Origin of the sequence: Wolbachia endosymbiont (group A) of Pipizella viduata (assembly GCF_964028555.1) — a bacterium.
Classification (GTDB): domain Bacteria; phylum Pseudomonadota; class Alphaproteobacteria; order Rickettsiales; family Anaplasmataceae; genus Wolbachia.
The window spans coordinates 202132-218473 of sequence record NZ_OZ034787.1 but is presented as its reverse complement, the minus strand read 5'-3'; the positions used below and the strand labels follow the sequence as shown (position 1 = coordinate 218473).

Sequence of the window (16342 nt, the reverse complement as noted above, 5' to 3'; positions counted from 1 at the left end):
TACTATATTTTTATTAAATTCCTTTTAAATCGCGCACATATTGTAGCCAAGCGAAGCTAAAATTTCTCTTTCTAGATTTTTCATTATAATTTCTTCATCTTTTTTTTGGTGATCATGACCAAGTAAATGCAGTAATCCATGCACTAACATGTGTGCAATGTGAGCAAGAATAGGTATACAATACTCATGCGATTCTCTTTTTATTGTGTCTATTGAAATTGCTATGTCTCCTAAATCGCACTCATTAGACAATTGTTCACACGGAAATGATAGTACGTTAGTTGGCTTATCCATTTCTCTAAATTTTAAATTAAGTTGATGTAGCAAGTCATCATCAGCCAGAGCTATTGATATATTTGGTTTATAGTGGTCTATTTTTAATTCTTTTAGAGAAGCATTGATGACACCTAATACAAAATTTTTAGGATTTTCTATAATGCTGCACCATTTCTTGTCAAGAATATTTACTTCTAACATTCACTCATCCTTATTACTTCATTCCATTCAATTTCCGAAACTGGGGCAATTGATAAACGTGGTTGTTTTAATATAGCCATATTTTTCAAAAGTGGGTTTTGTTTTATATTATTTAACGTTACTTGGTTATTTAAAGGTTTCAAAAACTTTACATTCACTAATCCGAACTTAGGATCATTAATATGATAATACTCTTTAAATACTTCAACGATTCCAAGTATTGCTTTCTCTTTACCTGTATGATAAAAAAACGCAAGATCGCTTACTTTCATAATTTTCATGTAATTTTGAGCTTGATAATTGCGCACGCCATCCCACTCAACTACCTGCTCCTTTTCCATTTTTTGCCATGAATATTCACTTGGCTCTGACTTGAGTAGCCAAAGTTGCATTATTTTTTTCTTCTTAAATAAGCCGGTATATCATAAACATTGCTGCCCCATTTAGCTCCTTCGCTTACCTGTTCAGTTGGTTTTGTTTCCAGTGTTTTGTCTTGCGTACTTTCACTGTGACTATAGGGCCACTTAAATTTCTCTTTCTCTGAGTCTTCGCTCTGACTTATAGGTGAAGTTTCTGATTTATTATTGCGACCATCAATGCCAGTTGCAAGAACAGAAACTCTAACTCTTCCCTCCATCGCTTGATCAAAAGTAGCACCAAATATTATATTTGCATTTTCATCTACTTCTTCACGCACTCTATTGGCTGCAGCATCAACTTCAAACAGAGTCATATCTCCGCCACCAGTAATGTTAATTAATATTCCTTGCGCACCTTTCATTGATACATTGTCAAGCAATGGATTGGATATTGCAGCTTCCGCAGCACTAATTGCTCTATCTTCTCCTTCTGCCTCTCCGGTGCCGATCATCGCTTTGCCCATCTCGCTCATTACTGTTTCTATATCAGCGAAGTCAAGATTAATAAGCCCTGGCATGACCATCAAGTCAGTTACTCCTCTGATGCCAATATGCAGAACATTATCAGCAAGTTTAAATGCATCAGAAAATGTAGTTTTTTCATTTGCAATTCTAAATAAATTCTGATTTGGAATGACAATAAGTGTATCCACGTATTTTTGCAGTTCTTCAAGTCCAAGCTCTGCAATGCGCATGCGGCGCACACCTTCAAAACCGAACGGTTTAGTTACAACTCCAACAGTCAATATCTTTTTTTCTTTTGGCGCTCTATCCTTAACTGCAGCTCTTGCTTCTCTGGCTGCTTTTGCAATTACCGGTGCTGCACCGGTTCCGGTACCACCGCCCATTCCTGCTGTGATGAAAAGCATATGACTATCTTTTATATGCTCCATAATTTCATCGATTGATTCTTCTGCTGCACCTTTGCCAACATCAGGCAAAGCACCAGCACCAAGACCCTTAGTTAAATTAATGCCAAGCTGAATTTTTTTATCACATAACGACTTTTCTAGTGCTTGAGCGTCGGTATTTGCGACAACAAAATTCACTCCTTGCAAATTAGATTGGATCATGTTATTCACAGCATTTCCACCAGCACCACCCACTCCCACAACGGTAATCCTTGGGTGTAATATAGGTAACTCCGGCAGACTAAGATCAATAGACATTTAAATTACTCAAATTTAGCGAATTCACTTGATAGTAAGTTACCGCTTTTTTAATAATATGCAAATACTTTTCACTTCTATAGGCGTAAACAGTAAACGGGATTTACTTATTCTTAATATTTATACTAATAAGTGCTATTTTATAATTACTAGATTTTTGGATGATATTACTTCAAAAAAATAAAAAATGTTTATAAAAAGGGACAGAAACCTATCCCTTTTTGTTTTGTTGAAGTTATTATACAGTTTTTCCTTCTCCTTTCCATGCTTCAACCGCAACATCTTTTAATTTTGAAGCAACTTGATATGTTCCATAAAGAACAGCAGCTGCAGCAATTGTCATTATGGCACCTGCAACTATCTGACCAGCAACACCTGTTCCGATAAATCCAGGTAATGAAGCAGCTATTGCTTGATTTGTCCCAACAAAGTAGCTGGCAGTCTTAGCAAGAAACCCAGAAGCTTCTGCTGCACTAACAAAGCCTGCTTTCATATGCATTGCTGTAAAGACAACACTTGCAACTGCAACCGGAAATAATGCTGTTCTTAACTTATTATCCTTAATATACTGACCAAGCCCACCAGCAGCACCTGTAACTCCCCAGTGTCCATTATCAGGTTTTTTATATCCCTCTGAAATAGCATGAAAAATGCCATCCCCTTCTTTATACTTATAATTTGTTAATGCCATAACTCTACTCCTTAAATAGAATGTTAAAATTTCATTAAGGACAGTATATAGTGAAATAAATTGTCTGTCAAGTAAACTAATTTTTTAATATATCCTTATTCTGTAATTCAGCGCTTCAGCAATGTGTGCTCTTTTTACTTCTTCACTTTTTGCAAGATCTGCAATGGTTCTTGCAACTTTTAATACGCGTGTGTAGCCTCGATTGGAAATGTAATTTTCTTTCAGTACGTATTTTAGCAATTCTAACCCTGCCTGATCTGGTTCAGTAAACTTATTAAATGCTTCACCGCTTACTTCTGCGTTACAACGAACATTCAATTTACTATAACGCTCAGTTTGAACTTTTCTTGCTGCTATCACTCTTTCTCTTATGATTTTAGTACTTTCTCCCTCCACAGAGATTTCAGGAGAGAGTATGCTAACGTTTGGCATTTCAATGCATATGTCTATTCTATCAAGCAATGGTCCTGATATTTTGTTTTTATAATCTGTGCCACACTTTGGAGCTTTGTTGCACGATCTACTTGCATCCCCCAAGTAACCACATCTGCAGGGGTTCATCGCAGAAATCAGTTGAAAATTTGCAGGGTAGGTTATGTGAGCATTTGCCCTTGCAACGGTAACTTTTCTATCTTCAAGTGGTTGGCGCAGAGAATCAAGCACAAGTCTTGGAAATTCAGGTAGCTCATCAAGGAATAACACGCCATTGTGAGCCATAGTGATTTCTCCAGGTTTGGCATTCTTTCCTCCCCCTATCATTGCTGGCATAGAGCATGAATGATGAGGTTCACGAAAGGGGCGAGTTACTTTGAATATTTCATTACCAGTTTTTGTTATGCTGGAAATAATATTAACATCAATCATCTCCTGTTCGGTCAAATCAGGCAGCAATCCTATAAAGCGCTTAGCAAGCATTGATTTTCCAGTACCAGGAGGGCCAACAAGAAGCATATTATGCCCACCTGCTGCTGCAATTTCAGCTGCTCTTTTTGCAACAACTTGGCCTTTGATATCCTTCATATCGGGAACCAATCTTTTTTCTTTGGGTGCATCACTATAATTAAAAATTACTGGCTGAATTAATTGCTCACCCTTAAAGTGTCTGATAATATCAGTTAATTTCTCTATAGCTAGAATTGAAACATTCTTTACCCATGAAGCCTCTACTCCATTTCCCCTTGGGCAAATTACTCCTTTATTTGCCTTTTTTGCATTGATTGCTGTTGGCAGCACTCCTGAAACTGGAATAACTCTGCCATCAAGAGCCAGTTCACCCATGATTATATAAGACTGAACTTTTTCAACTGGTATCACATTCATTACAACAAGTAGTCCAATAGCAATAGCCAAGTCATAATGACTACCTTCTTTCAGCAAATCCGCAGGGGAGAGATTAACTGTAATTCTTTTTGGAGGTAGTAGTAGATTGATTGAATTTAACGCTGCTCTGATGCGCTCTTTGGATTCCGCAACAGTTTTATCCGGCAATCCAACAATATTGACTGCTAGTACAACATTGCATAATTCTATTATGGCTATTTTGATCAAAGTTTGCAAGACTTTTTATGCGAAATACTATATACAAGTGATTGTGATTGATTTCAATTTGATGAATTAACATTCTAATAATATTTTGCTTAGTCTGCCAATCTACCAGATCAAGTTTTGATTCAACACTTGAGGAAAAGTTTTTCAAGCTATCTGTAACAAGGCTCAATTCTTGTTGTAATTTCTTTTGATCAAGTACTTTTTCTTTTTCCTCCTCAATTTCTTTTAAATGCTGTTTCATTGTTGTAATTCTTGGCTCAAATTCTTCTTGGCTTATAAACCCTTTGGCATAGCTATCTATAAATTTTTTTATACTTAATCTTAACTTACTTTCTTGCTTTTCACGTGTTTGATTATGTAGAGGTTTTTTGTTCTCTGACAATCTACGTTGATATTCATTTGCAATCCTATCTGGCTCTTTTAGTATACTCTTGACTTCTTCCCATATAACTGCATCTAATACATCAGTGCGTATTGATTTATTGTCACATATTCTGTTGCCATTAAACCTGGAGCCAGAACAACGGTAGTAAGAATAACGTTTATTTCTACTATATACACCACAATAAGTATATTGGCAACGCTGACATACTGTTAAACTCCGCAACAAAAAAGTTTCTTTTCTTTCTCGAGCTCTTGCCCTTTGCCTATTTTCAGTTAGCTGTACTTGCACTGAATCAAATAAATTATCACTGATTATTTTTGGCACTGGAACGTAAATCCAGTTCTCTTTATCATTACTAAAATGACCATTTTTGAGTTTACCACAAGTTCCTTTTTTTGATTTCCTTACTTGTGGCTTCGAGCATGCCTTAGTTTTACCATAAGCTGCTCGTCCTATATAAGCAGGATTTCTTAACATCTTCCAGATAGTACTTCTTTTCCAACGTTCCTTTCCTGTTTGTGTTATTACCGATATCTCGCTAAGTCTACGTATAACTTCATTGATGCTTATTCTTTCTTGACCAACCCAATTAAATATTTTGCGTACTACATTTGCCTCTTCTTCATTAATCTCAAACTGAGCACTTCCTTCACCTACATGTTTTGCTATGTAGCGATAACCATAAGGTGCATTACTCATTACACTGATACGGCCAGTTTTAGCTGCATGAAGTTTTCCTCTGCGATTACGTTCCATAATCTTTGCACGTTCATACTCTGCTACTAATCCTTGAATTCCTAAAAACATATTAGATTCTGGGTTATCCTCAAATTTATGATTTAAGAAAACAACCTCTGAACCTGCTTTTCTAAACTCTTCGAGTAAGAGCGCTTGGTATGCAGATTTGCGTGATAACCGATCAGGTGAATGAATATATATCTTATCAATCTTACCTTCTGCTACTCTATCACGTAAACTCTCTAAGCCAGGACGTTCTAAATTTGATCCACTATAACCATTATCGACAAACTTATGCTCATCTAATAACTCATGTCCATCACTACCAATGCGACGCTCCAATTCTACAATCTGACTCTCTATCGTATTCTCCTGTGCCTGTTGTCTTGATGAGACTCTTGCATACAAGCTTACCGTTACCATTTTCTTCTACCTCCTTTATTTTATATTTCAATAATTGTTCATAAGCATCTGCCAAATATGTATCTGCCAACCGATTAGGTTTATAACCCCAATAAATAGCCAACTCTCCCTTTTGCATGTTTTTCTTCCTGTGAATTTTCTTATAGGTTAGGAGACTTCTATTGCCATAGCTAAAAGAAAACGTTTACCATTTTAAACTAAGCTAATGCACACCTTATTTAAAAAAGCTGTCTAGTTCGCGCAAACAAGAAATTCTCCCTAATAAATATACAAGATTTGAAAAAATTATGTCCAAAAAATCTTTGCTTGAATTGTCATATTATGTATAATATAGCTTATTTAATATGGTATGAATGTTCATCCAAGTTACGAATTCTGGGAAAGTGATTTAGAAGTTCCGGTCAACCTTTTACTAGAACGTTTTCAGGATTATAATATACGTCAATCTTGGTTAGATTCCCTTTCTGGTAAACAACTGAGCATCATTTTTCAGCATTGCTTTAAAAGTCATTTAAATGGGCAGCTTTTTCAAGATGGGGGTTATGATGATAGATCCACTCAACAAAAACATAAGATACTTACCAGTTACTCTGACTTTCTTTTTGACTATTATCTCATTAGCTACTTTGATCGTACGAAACTTGAGGCTACAGTCAGTGAAGTAGCAAGATTTGCCCTTACTCAAGAGTTAATGAGATCGTATCTGATAAAAAATAATACCAAGTATGATAAAAGATCCTTGTTATTTTTACTGTTTCACATAAATTGTGAACTTCTAAAATCTGTCTATCACTTTGATAAAGTACAAAAGAGAGGTTTCGTATCATTTGCTCTACAGAAATCACCAAGACAAATAAATACTTCATTCAAGGAATTTATGTCACGAGAAGCCGTAGAGCAGATACTAAAGTTCGAAAACCAATTGCAGGGTTTTTTCCATCATCAAGATCGGATATATATGTTTGTACGCCGAGGAAGTGACATAGATTTACTACTTAATTCAAACAAGGTTGTTCATGGCCATAAACCTGAGTGGATGATTTTAGATTTCTCTCTTGATGGCACTCAGGTTAATCTCTGTGCTAAAAATACTAACAAGGCTGTCGAAATAGCAAATAGCATTGTAAGTTGCTATTTCGACTGCGAATGTACTTTTGTAAATATACAGGATAAGAACTTTCCACTACAAGTGCATAAATTTCTTCAAGCATGTATAGAGGGTTCTGACCCTAATATTTGTATATTTGAGTTAAATTTTAAGTCAGATTATTTCAAAAATAGTAATACATATCTTACTTTGAGTGTAAAGCCGTATGATCCTATTGCACCAGAGTTACATATTTTAAAGTCATCTATTGGCAATATACTACAATCTATTCAATCAGCTAAAGTAATGTTCCAAAACAAAAAGGTAACATTTTCTTTCAAAATAAGTGGAGAAGTTTATTATTCAGAGCATCCACTCAATAAAAAGGAAAGAGAGGAACTGAAGAAACATATAGAACAATCTTATGGTCTTAAAATCCTTTCACGAGCAAATTGCTGATCTTTTAAGTTTAAATAGTTCTTGGGTTAATCTAAGTCAAAATCACATTAAAGCAGCAAGATACTTATTTGATCTTGGATTAATAAAAATGCAAGAAAGGTACTATATTGTTTGTTCTCGTGAAGAAGATCATCTTGATTGGCCAAATGTAATTGATCCAAATTGTAGCAATGAGATTTTCATTGATCCAGACTTTGATGAAGCATGTGATGACGCTATTTGTGAAAACTGTTCTCGTCATATTTTACCTAATACTTATCAAAAACAGAGATTTCATCTCTTATCCATATACTTAAATATAGAGAAAATCATAGACTGGTTTGAAACCGAGTTGAATGATTCAAGACTTATGTGGGAAAAAGTGGAAAAAGGAGTTTATTATGTTTGTAATCAAGGTCGTATTGTAAATCTAATAATCCTTGATTTTTGTACTGATGCAATATTTCTAACTATAGATAAACTTAGAGTCCATCCAACAGTTCTCATTACTCTAAAAAAAGATATACCGAATCTATTATTGAGCCTATATGTAGTGCGAATGGTAGAACTGTTTTGTCAGCTTAAGACTTTAACTGAGATATTTCAAGAAGCAGCTAAAAGAGGAGTACCAGAGGTAGTAGAAAATACTTCTTTGCAAGTTTTACCAGCTTCATATATTTCGCTTAAACGTGTTGAACCAATTGTACCAACAAAGCTTTTGGAGTTACAGGTAGTTAAAGGTATGGTATATGTTAATAGCGTTGAAGTTATAAATAAAAAAGCTGTATCATGTCTTAATATTTTTCGAATATTGTTCAAGCAATTTTTACATGACTGTGAGAAAGAATTACCACCTGAAAAACATACACTTCTCAATATTAATCAGTTAGAAAAACTCTTGGGACTTAATTTAGAAGCAGATTTAGAACATCAAATCAGAAAACCATTAAACAAGATGCAAAAAACGATCAAAGCTACATTGGCTGAGAAATTAGGATTAAGTATTGAACGTAATGATGTAATACAAACACTTGGTTGGCAAAGATCATCACATGGTTATCGGATTAACCCTTTTACTTTGACTATAAAAAAATAGAATTTCCTGATTTTAAAAATTTTCAGCTTCATGAGTAAATTTTCCCACTCCACGTGCAAATGGTCCTGTTTTAATATCAAGCCATTTATCCTCTTTTGAACCATTAGCCATTCCTTTAACTATTTGCTTTGCCTGTAAAAGCTCTTGCACTATACGCTCTAATCTATCCCTTCCCATACTATGAAAAATTTCAGGTAGTCTATGTCGTTGTTTATGTATTCCTGCATTTCCTGTATGAGTAAATGGATGTCCTGAAATAGCAGCTCGCGCAATTGAGTCAATAAGATATATTTTAAGATCTTTATCGCTAATATTTTGAGCTTTTAATTGTTCAGTAATGTCTTCCAATAGCCCTGTTTCTTCATTTCTTAGGTAAGTACGTATGGTACGATCAGCTAGGCCGTTTGCTTTAACAACTGCTCCATAAAATAAGGCATTTTGTCTTGGAATTTTTCCAACTGACCTAAAAATCATTGGTTTAGTCATATCCTCAACAGGCCAAAAAGCAAAAGAACACCTGACTCCATTTACGAGAGCAGAAGTACCTCGAATAGCATCTCGTGCTTGCTCTACTGTTGATATAGGCTTTTCTCCCTTCAGCTTTCTCATATGATGTGCAGTAATTATTGAAGCTCCAGTGCTACATGCTAAATCAGATAATAAACACATGAGATAATCCCCTACTGCTGGATCAGCATTTAAATCTGCATGAATGAAAGAAGCAAGGGGATCAAATATAATGAGCCTCAAATCTTTTATCTTGCTCAGCTGTTTCACTACAGACTCAAATTCTGGAGATATTTCTACAACTTTACCGCGAACATTCTTAAGTATGGTAAATGATCCTCCTATATTTGGCAGTGGTACAATAAATAGCCTATCTTTATATTTTAATCTCTCGCATTTTGGATCAAGTCGTTCTAAGCGACGATGTATTTCATTTGTATCATCCTCCGCAGAAAATACCACCACAGATCCATGTTCAGTAACAGGTGGGCCAAATCCACACACCTGGTCTATGCTACTTGCAACCTTGAGGGCTAGGTCAAGAAGAAGCATACCTTTACCAGTATCACCCATTGCAGCTAAAATAGATGTGACACCCAAAGGAAATAATCCTTCAACTAAGAATCTTTGCTTTGGTACTGGACCTACAAAACGCTCCACACTCCAGCTAAAAATATCAAGCGGTGATTTAATAATTATTTTTCTTGAGTTTTTTTCGATGAAGTCAAAAATATCTATATTCTCTTGTACAGCATCAGCAGCATCCCAACTCCTTAGTTTATCTGGTGGAATCTTAAGCGTAGCAAGTGATGCAACACCAAGTTCTAAAAGCTTCTTTTCAGCGTTTTTGGCATATTTATTACCTGCTTCATCGTTGTCTGGCCAAATGATAACATGTTTACCTCTAAGCGGAGTCCAATCTGTTCTATCAATAGGCGCATTTGCTCCAAACATCGCAGTTGTAGCTGTAATTCCTTTCTCTATAAGTGCTTCTGCGCATTTTTCTCCTTCAACCAGAATAACCTTATTGGACTTTAAAATACCTGGAATGTTGTAGAGTGGCCTTATCTCTGGCTCTTTGAATCTTTGTTTTTTAACATCAAATGGTTTAAACTGTTTTTTCTCTAAAGGAGGATCATAACGGTAGACTATTACAATCAATTGGTTATTTTCATCGTAGTAGTTCCAACTACAAGTCAGGTGTTGTTATAGATCTCTAATATTATTTTTTTCTTTGATGCCAAGCCATTCACTTATTGAGAGCATTACTTCAGGAAATTCTGTTTTCGCATTCTTCCCGTGTACTGTTGCCCAAAGGTCGATAATGTCACCACCTTCTCCCGTTGCAAAATCTTTCCATAATCCAGCTTTTTCGCCTGTTAACTCTATTACAGTACTTTTGCCTTTGTTACCCTGTACATCACCTACATAAAACTTATCACCACGAAATGTCCCTTTGGTCTTGAATATCAAGACGATATAGCACTACTCATTGGTAGTCTTGACGAGTACAAAAAATCTTTACGATTAATAAACGGGGAATATAAGGGCTCAATGCAAAGAGAGTTTGAAAATAGAGCAAATACTACAGCAAATAATCTTCAGCTACTTAAGAATTCAATAGCAGAAGTAGGAATGAATCTTGGTTCTGTATTATTACCACCTTTAAATTTTACTGTTAATCTTCTGAGGTCAGCAACTACACAAGTAGCACTTTATGCCAAGGAATATCCAGTATTGACTACAGTAATCATGAGTACTACTACAGCGTTGATTAGCATTAAAATAGCAGCTATATCTCTTGGCTATGCTTGGACTTTTGTAAAAGGTTCCTTATTCGCTTTTTTGTCTACTTGGAGAATGTTTGGATCTGTTATTACTTTAGTAAAAATAGGTCTTTCTGCAGTTTTTCCAGCAATTATTGTTGGATTTAAAGCATTGACAATTGCTTTAATGAGTAATCCTATGGGACTCGTTATTGGCGGTCTTGCTGTTGCTGCAACTTTGATAATTACCAAATGGCAAGTGGTAAAGAACTTTTTTGTTACTATCTGGGAATCAGTGAAAATTGTATGGAAATCTTTTTCTGATTGGGTAGGAAAATTTTGGAATAATATTACTCAGCCCTTTAGAACAATCAGTAATCTGTGGAATAAAAGAAATGAGTCTAAACTAGAAGTTAAGTCTGTAAATAACGTTATAAGTGATTCTCTTAAGTACTCCATTGCGGCACACAGTAAAGCTATAGAGAATAAAACTCAAAATAATCACTTCAGTATTAATATTCATTCAACCCCTGGGCAAGATACACGTAGCATTGCTGATGAAGTAATGGAGCGAATTAGAGAGCAATTTAGTGGCGCACTTTACGATATAAATTAAATTATGTTATCTCTTGGTCCATATAGATTTTCATTAATTGAGCAAGGCTTTACACGCAGAAGTGAATATCGCTGGCCTGCACTTGAGCGTATTGGGGAAAAGCCATTGCTTCAAAGTATTGGTCCTGGAGAGGACATTGTTGAGCTTGCAGGAGTAATCTATTCAGGAGGGCTGAAGCAAATAAATAATATGCGAAATTCATCGAAACCTCTTTTACTTATTGATGGCCAAGGTAACATTTTAGGCCATTTTGTTATTGTGAAAATAGAAGAAACGCAGAAATATTTTTTTCCAAATGGTGAACCAAGAAAGATTGAGTTTCATTTAAGTTTAAAACATTATAGCAATTTATCATCACAAAATAACACTACTGACTTTACTGCAGCTGACAATGATGTACTACAAAACTAAGGAAAATGATATGTTAGATTTAATCTGCTGGAACTACTATGGATTCAGCTCAGAAGCAGTTGAGATTGTGTTAAGAGCTAATCCTGGACTTGCAGAGTATAAAAGTCTTCCTGCAGGATTAATCATTAAACTTCCTGTTATTCAAAAAGAGACACAAAAGCAAGTAGTAAAACTATGGAATTAAAGTGACACCAGACTTTAGTATTTCAGTAGAGGGAGTTTTAATCACTGAGCTGATAAAGAGTCGATTGGTATCAATGCATATTACTGATGAAGCAGGAGTAATAAGTGATACTGTTGTAATTCATCTTGATGACCGTGATTCATTATTTGAGATTCCTAGAACTGGGGCAAAGCTAAATATTTTACTCGGGTATAAGGAAACTGGCATTGTGCCAATGGGAGATTATATAGTAAATGAAATTACGCTACAAGGCCCGCCACAATCACTAAAGATTAAAAGTCATGCAGCGGATCTAAAAGAGTCATTAAAGGAACAAGTGTTTAATGAGTGGCATCAAATCACCTTAAATGATTTGGTAAAAAAGATTGCAGACAAACATGGCTATCAAGCTAAAGTTGCTGCAGAGTTTGTAAATATCATGATATCACATATTGATCAAACTGCAGAGAGCGATATGCATTTTTTAACCAGGCTTGCTCAAATTTATGGAGCAATAGCAAAACCTGCAGGAGGATATTTACTGTTTGTTTCAAAAGGAAAAGCAAAATCAGTTACCGGAAAAACTTTAAGCACTATTACTTTAACACCTAGAGATATTACAAATTGGAAAGTAAAATTTAATGAGCGTAATCAATATGGCTCGGTTATTGCTTACTGGTATGATTATGAAAAAGCAGAGACAATAACGGAAAAAGTAGGTGATCAAGAACCAAGCTATATTTTGCGAGATATTTATGCAAGTAGTGATTTGGCACAAAGTGCAGCATCTGCGAAGTTGAATCAGCTGATGAGTAATGCAGCAACACTCAATGTCACAATGCCAGGAAATCCTGAATTATTTGCTGAAGCAAAGATTAATCTTTCTGGATTTCGCAAAGGAGTTTATGGTAAATGGATAATAAATAGGGCTGAGCATGTAATTGATAACCTTGGCTATCGTACTATTGTTACGGGAATAATTGATAGTTGGAAAGTAAATTGATAATTTCCTCATAGATATCTTCTTTATTATTGTTTAATTCCTCTACAGCAAGATCTGAAGGAGTTTTTTTATCTTTGTTTTTAGCAGAAGGATTTGCTCCATTTTTCAGTAGAAATTTAGCAATTTCCAGATGTCCTTTTCGTGCAGCATAGTGCAGAGCTGTCCAGCTAAAAGCATCAGTAGTATTTACATCAATGCCTTCTTCAATTAGAAATTTTACGACTTCTAAACAGCCTCCGCTTGTAGCATAGTGTAATGATGTTGCACCAAAATGATGAGTAGCATTGATATCTACTACATTTTTTATTAAGGATCTTACAGTATCTAAATTACATTTTTCAGCTGCAGTAGATAATGTTTCCAGATCATTGCCACTTGCATTACTTTTTATTGGCACATCTTTTGATAATTGGTCTGTACTAAAGTGCTGATACAGAACAATAACGCATATTATTGGTATTATTGAACTTGTTAACAATTTCCAAAAAAGGCTAGATTTCATGTTGATTATATTATTTACATCGCTTGTTTAGTGCAACTAATTAACTTTATTTTAGAAAAGATTTTTTGGACGTATTTTTGATGAATCTTGTATATGTATATATACAACTTTTCCTTTAAAAAAGATGACAAACACAGGAAAGATCCCTGTAGCAGTAATTGCTACTATGGTGATACAAACAATAGCATTGATCTGGTGGCTAGCTAAGCTCGACTTAAGAGTGCATATGCATGATAAATTTATAGAGCAAAATCAAAGGACTACAGAAATCATCTATCGTCTTGAAGAAAGGGTCAAAAACCTTGCTGAAGAAGTTAACGAGCTTGAGCAGAGACAAAAATAACTATAACAAATGACAAAGTACATTTTATCTGTAGATGGAGGAGGAATTAGAGGAATAATTCCTGCCATTATTCTAGCAGAAATTGAATCTAGGACAAAAAAGCCAATTTCCCAGATCTTTGACTTAATGGCAGGAACCTCAACCGGTGGAATTGTTGTTGCTGGACTTTGTAAAAGCAATAAACTTCAATACTCTGCCAATGATTTGGTTGAACTTTACCAAGAGTATGGACCATATATCTTTCAAGCATCACTTTGGAGAAAATCAATTGCTTCTTGGCTGAGTGGTTCTCAGTACTCATATAAAAATATGGAATTTATTCTCAACAAATACTTCGGCGAAAGCACTATGGCCGATGTTGCTAGTAATCTACTGCTCACCAGTTATGACATTCACAATAGTTGTGAATTTTTCTTCAAAAGTTGGAAAGAAGAAAACATTAAGTTAAAAGATGCACTCAGAGCTACAACAGCTGCTCCAACGTACTTCACACCAAAACGTCTAAAAATTAGCCAAAGAGAGAGAGTGTTGATAGATGGCGGAGTGTTTGCCAATAATCCAGCGGCTTGTGCATATGCAAGTGGTAAAAGGTTATTTCCAAATGATGAGATTATACTGCTATCAATAGGTACTGGTGGAACAAATAGAAGTATAAAGTATGCTAACTCAAGGAGATTTGGCAAAATAGGGTGGATCAAGCCACTACTGAATGTGATGTTTGCTTCTGGATTGGATTGCGTTGATTATCAACTAGAACAAGTAATAGATGATAAATACATAAGAATACAATCGCAATTGAAAGTAGCATCGACTGAGATGGACAATATTACACTCAAAAATATCAAATTTCTTCAGCAAGAGGCAAGTAAAATGATAGAGGATAACCAGAAAGTGATAGACAAATTCTGCAAGCAAAATCCAAAACTATAACTGAGCTAGAAAAACGAAATAAGCGAGTTTCTAGTATCTACTTTAATAAATTTACTAAAATATTTTTTTAATATTATATATTGAATACAGAAGCACAAGAATTTCATCCAGCAATGAAGATGATTAATTATGTAATCATCTTCATTGATATTTTAATATATTGTGTAGAAATCAGTAAACTAATGTTGCTTTTAATTCAGGTTAAGTTTTGGAAGCGTGATTTTCAAGTTCCTCAATAGATAAATCTGTTATTTTAGAAATAGCATCAACAGAAACGTCCAACATACGTAGATTATTTGCAACCTTTATTGCCTCTGCTTTGTAAATCGGGAATGTTGCTACCAAATGTTGACATTAAACTTTATGATATGAGGTATCTTTGATGTTTTTACGCTACTAAATTGTAATAGTTTAGACTTAATCTGACAGGCATGAATTATCTAACAGAAGAATTGACAAAGTCAAAACCGATATCAGCATCCTGTTTAATGCTATCAATATTTTTCTGATAAGCAATATGCATACTATCAAAAAAGGTTTGCATAGGAGTCTTACCATAGCAATATTTACCTGAATGTGGTCTAGATCTATTGTAAGAATGCACCCAATGGTCTACGTCTAACTGAAGTTCTGCCAAAGAGGTGTAAATTTTCTTTCTAAAGATAATATTGTAACATTCATCTTGCATAGTTCTGTGAAACCTTTCACATATGCCATTAGTCTGTGGAGAACGAGCTTTGGTTCGAGAATGATCAATATTTTCTACCCCTAAATATAGCTGGTAAGCGTGATTTTCAGGTCTGCCACAATACTCTGTACCACGATCCGTCAAAACACGTAGCAATGATACTTTCTGTTCATCAAAGAACGGTACTACCCTATCATTAAGAAGATCTGCAGCTGTGATAGCAGTCCTTTCTGTGTAAAGCTTAGCAAAAGCAACTCTGGAATAGGTATCAACAAAGGTTTGCTGGTAAATTCGTCCAATACCTTTGATATTACCAATATAATAACTGTCTTGGCTACCTAAGTATCCTGGATGCTCTGTTTCAATTTCTCCATGGGCCTCTTTTTCTTCCTTAGCCTTTTCTAGAGCTGTTATCTGTTCTTCTGTTAAAATGATACCATCCTGAGCTACTTTTGCTTCTAATGCCTTTAACCTCTTTTTAAAGTTTTCAAGATCGTTTCTTTGCCACACTGATCTTATTCCACTTGCAGAGATCTCTCTTTTTCAGTTCGTTTGCTGCTCTTTCTTGTCCGTATGCTGGAAACTCTATTGCTATTTCAACTACTGCTTTTTCTATATCCTCCGACACTCTATTTGCATACAATGGCTTGCTTTTGCTTATCTCGTGTAAAGCCTCTTCTCCTCCTGTTTCATACAGTTCTTTGAAGCGGTAAAATGTATCCCTTGAATATCCCATTACTTTACACGCCTGTGATACATTTCCTAATTGCTTTGCAAGTTCTAGCAATCCCAACTTTGGTTTTAGTATTTTTTCTTGTGTTGTATTCATATCTGACACTCCTTTAAAACTTGTTTATATTTTTATCTTACTTTGTTTCCCTGTCAGATTAAGTCTAAACTATTACAACTAAATTCATGATATCCATCTCTTGGCGATTTAAG

Annotated in this window: 15 protein-coding genes and 2 pseudogenes; 8 read left to right on the top strand and 9 right to left on the bottom strand. The window is 35.1% G+C overall.

Annotation, left to right across the window (positions count from 1 at the left end):
• Positions 1 to 24 precede the first annotated feature (24 nt).
• From ybeY to ABWU50_RS01045, 6 genes are all read right to left on the bottom strand, one after another.
• Entirely contained in the window at positions 25 to 477 is a 453-nt protein-coding gene (ybeY, locus tag ABWU50_RS01070) for an rRNA maturation RNase YbeY (protein WP_253309310.1), read from the bottom strand.
• On the bottom strand, positions 471 to 869 hold the full coding sequence (locus ABWU50_RS01065) for an EVE domain-containing protein (RefSeq protein WP_341820687.1): 399 nt from the start codon (positions 867 to 869) through the stop codon (positions 471 to 473). The genes ybeY and ABWU50_RS01065 overlap by 7 nt, the downstream gene beginning before the upstream one ends.
• A complete protein-coding gene (ftsZ, locus tag ABWU50_RS01060; protein WP_253309308.1) occupies positions 869 to 2065 on the bottom strand; it encodes a cell division protein FtsZ in 1197 nt (398 codons plus the stop codon). Before ftsZ ends, ABWU50_RS01065 begins: the two co-directional genes overlap by 1 nt.
• A 238-nt stretch (positions 2066 to 2303) precedes the next feature.
• Positions 2304 to 2756 (bottom strand): hypothetical protein, encoded by a 453-nt coding sequence (locus ABWU50_RS01055; protein ID WP_353275992.1) that lies wholly within the window; start codon positions 2754 to 2756, stop codon positions 2304 to 2306.
• An 84-nt stretch (positions 2757 to 2840) separates the two neighbouring features.
• Complete coding sequence (locus tag ABWU50_RS01050) at positions 2841 to 4304, bottom strand: YifB family Mg chelatase-like AAA ATPase (RefSeq protein ID WP_353275991.1); 1464 nt, start codon at positions 4302 to 4304, stop codon at positions 2841 to 2843.
• The gene (locus ABWU50_RS01045; RefSeq protein WP_353275990.1) at positions 4234 to 5850 is read right to left on the bottom strand and encodes a recombinase family protein; all 1617 of its coding nucleotides are present in this window, start codon (positions 5848 to 5850) and stop codon (positions 4234 to 4236) included. Before ABWU50_RS01045 ends, ABWU50_RS01050 begins: the two co-directional genes overlap by 71 nt.
• Positions 5851 to 6199: 349 nt before the next feature.
• Between ABWU50_RS01045 and ABWU50_RS01040 the strand changes: the two genes are divergently transcribed.
• The gene (locus tag ABWU50_RS01040) at positions 6200 to 7396 is read left to right on the top strand and encodes a hypothetical protein (RefSeq protein WP_353275361.1); all 1197 of its coding nucleotides are present in this window, start codon (positions 6200 to 6202) and stop codon (positions 7394 to 7396) included.
• Positions 7362 to 8471, top strand: a complete 1110-nt coding sequence (locus ABWU50_RS01035) for a hypothetical protein (protein ID WP_353275360.1) — start codon at positions 7362 to 7364, stop codon at positions 8469 to 8471. Before ABWU50_RS01040 ends, ABWU50_RS01035 begins: the two co-directional genes overlap by 35 nt.
• Positions 8472 to 8483: 12 nt before the next feature.
• On the opposite strand, the pseudogene ABWU50_RS01030 reads toward ABWU50_RS01035, so the two are convergent.
• Positions 8484 to 10244 (bottom strand): annotated as a pseudogene (locus tag ABWU50_RS01030) (AAA family ATPase).
• A gap of 147 nt (positions 10245 to 10391) precedes the next feature.
• On the opposite strand from ABWU50_RS01030, the gene ABWU50_RS01025 reads away from it, so the two are divergent.
• From ABWU50_RS01025 to ABWU50_RS01010, 4 genes are read left to right on the top strand one after another with little or no spacing between them, the layout of a single operon-like run.
• Positions 10392 to 11360, top strand: coding sequence for a phage tail tape measure protein (locus tag ABWU50_RS01025; protein WP_353276305.1), 969 nt, complete (start codon positions 10392 to 10394; stop codon positions 11358 to 11360).
• Positions 11361 to 11363: 3 nt separating this feature from the next.
• Positions 11364 to 11771 (top strand): phage tail protein, encoded by a 408-nt coding sequence (locus ABWU50_RS01020; RefSeq protein WP_208571643.1) that lies wholly within the window; start codon positions 11364 to 11366, stop codon positions 11769 to 11771.
• Between the two features lie 10 nt (positions 11772 to 11781).
• Entirely contained in the window at positions 11782 to 11955 is a 174-nt protein-coding gene (locus ABWU50_RS01015; RefSeq protein ID WP_353275358.1) for a tail protein X, read from the top strand.
• Between the two features lies 1 nt (position 11956).
• The gene (locus tag ABWU50_RS01010) at positions 11957 to 12937 is read left to right on the top strand and encodes a phage late control D family protein (protein WP_353275356.1); all 981 of its coding nucleotides are present in this window, start codon (positions 11957 to 11959) and stop codon (positions 12935 to 12937) included.
• Here the strand turns inward: ABWU50_RS01010 and ABWU50_RS01005 are convergent.
• Complete coding sequence (locus ABWU50_RS01005; RefSeq protein ID WP_353275355.1) at positions 12903 to 13439, bottom strand: ankyrin repeat domain-containing protein; 537 nt, start codon at positions 13437 to 13439, stop codon at positions 12903 to 12905. The two genes, ABWU50_RS01010 and ABWU50_RS01005, sit on opposite strands and share 35 nt — an antisense overlap.
• A 124-nt stretch (positions 13440 to 13563) precedes the next feature.
• Between ABWU50_RS01005 and ABWU50_RS01000 the strand changes: the two genes are divergently transcribed.
• Together ABWU50_RS01000 and ABWU50_RS00995 are read left to right on the top strand one after the other, a co-directional pair.
• Complete coding sequence (locus ABWU50_RS01000) at positions 13564 to 13782, top strand: hypothetical protein (RefSeq protein WP_012673232.1); 219 nt, start codon at positions 13564 to 13566, stop codon at positions 13780 to 13782.
• 9 nt (positions 13783 to 13791) lie between these two features.
• Positions 13792 to 14712, top strand: a complete 921-nt coding sequence (locus ABWU50_RS00995; protein WP_065094350.1) for a patatin-like phospholipase family protein — start codon at positions 13792 to 13794, stop codon at positions 14710 to 14712.
• Positions 14713 to 15148: 436 nt separating this feature from the next.
• Here the strand turns inward: ABWU50_RS00995 and ABWU50_RS00990 are convergent.
• Positions 15149 to 16229, bottom strand: a pseudogene (locus tag ABWU50_RS00990) (IS481 family transposase).
• Positions 16230 to 16342: the final 113 nt, after the last annotated feature.

Coding starts and splice junctions, on each gene's coding strand:
- ABWU50_RS01055 (WP_353275992.1), bottom strand. CDS start 2,756: ATGGCATTAACAAATTATAAGTATAAAGAAGGGGATGGCATTTTTCAT.
- ABWU50_RS01020 (WP_208571643.1), top strand. CDS start 11,364: ATGTTATCTCTTGGTCCATATAGATTTTCATTAATTGAGCAAGGCTTT.
- ybeY (WP_253309310.1), bottom strand. CDS start 477: ATGTTAGAAGTAAATATTCTTGACAAGAAATGGTGCAGCATTATAGAA.
- ABWU50_RS01045 (WP_353275990.1), bottom strand. CDS start 5,850: ATGGTAACGGTAAGCTTGTATGCAAGAGTCTCATCAAGACAACAGGCA.
- ABWU50_RS01000 (WP_012673232.1), top strand. CDS start 13,564: ATGACAAACACAGGAAAGATCCCTGTAGCAGTAATTGCTACTATGGTG.
- ftsZ (WP_253309308.1), bottom strand. CDS start 2,065: ATGTCTATTGATCTTAGTCTGCCGGAGTTACCTATATTACACCCAAGG.
- ABWU50_RS01035 (WP_353275360.1), top strand. CDS start 7,362: ATGGTCTTAAAATCCTTTCACGAGCAAATTGCTGATCTTTTAAGTTTA.
- ABWU50_RS01015 (WP_353275358.1), top strand. CDS start 11,782: ATGTTAGATTTAATCTGCTGGAACTACTATGGATTCAGCTCAGAAGCA.
- ABWU50_RS00995 (WP_065094350.1), top strand. CDS start 13,792: ATGACAAAGTACATTTTATCTGTAGATGGAGGAGGAATTAGAGGAATA.
- ABWU50_RS01040 (WP_353275361.1), top strand. CDS start 6,200: ATGAATGTTCATCCAAGTTACGAATTCTGGGAAAGTGATTTAGAAGTT.
- ABWU50_RS01005 (WP_353275355.1), bottom strand. CDS start 13,439: ATGAAATCTAGCCTTTTTTGGAAATTGTTAACAAGTTCAATAATACCA.
- ABWU50_RS01065 (WP_341820687.1), bottom strand. CDS start 869: ATGCAACTTTGGCTACTCAAGTCAGAGCCAAGTGAATATTCATGGCAA.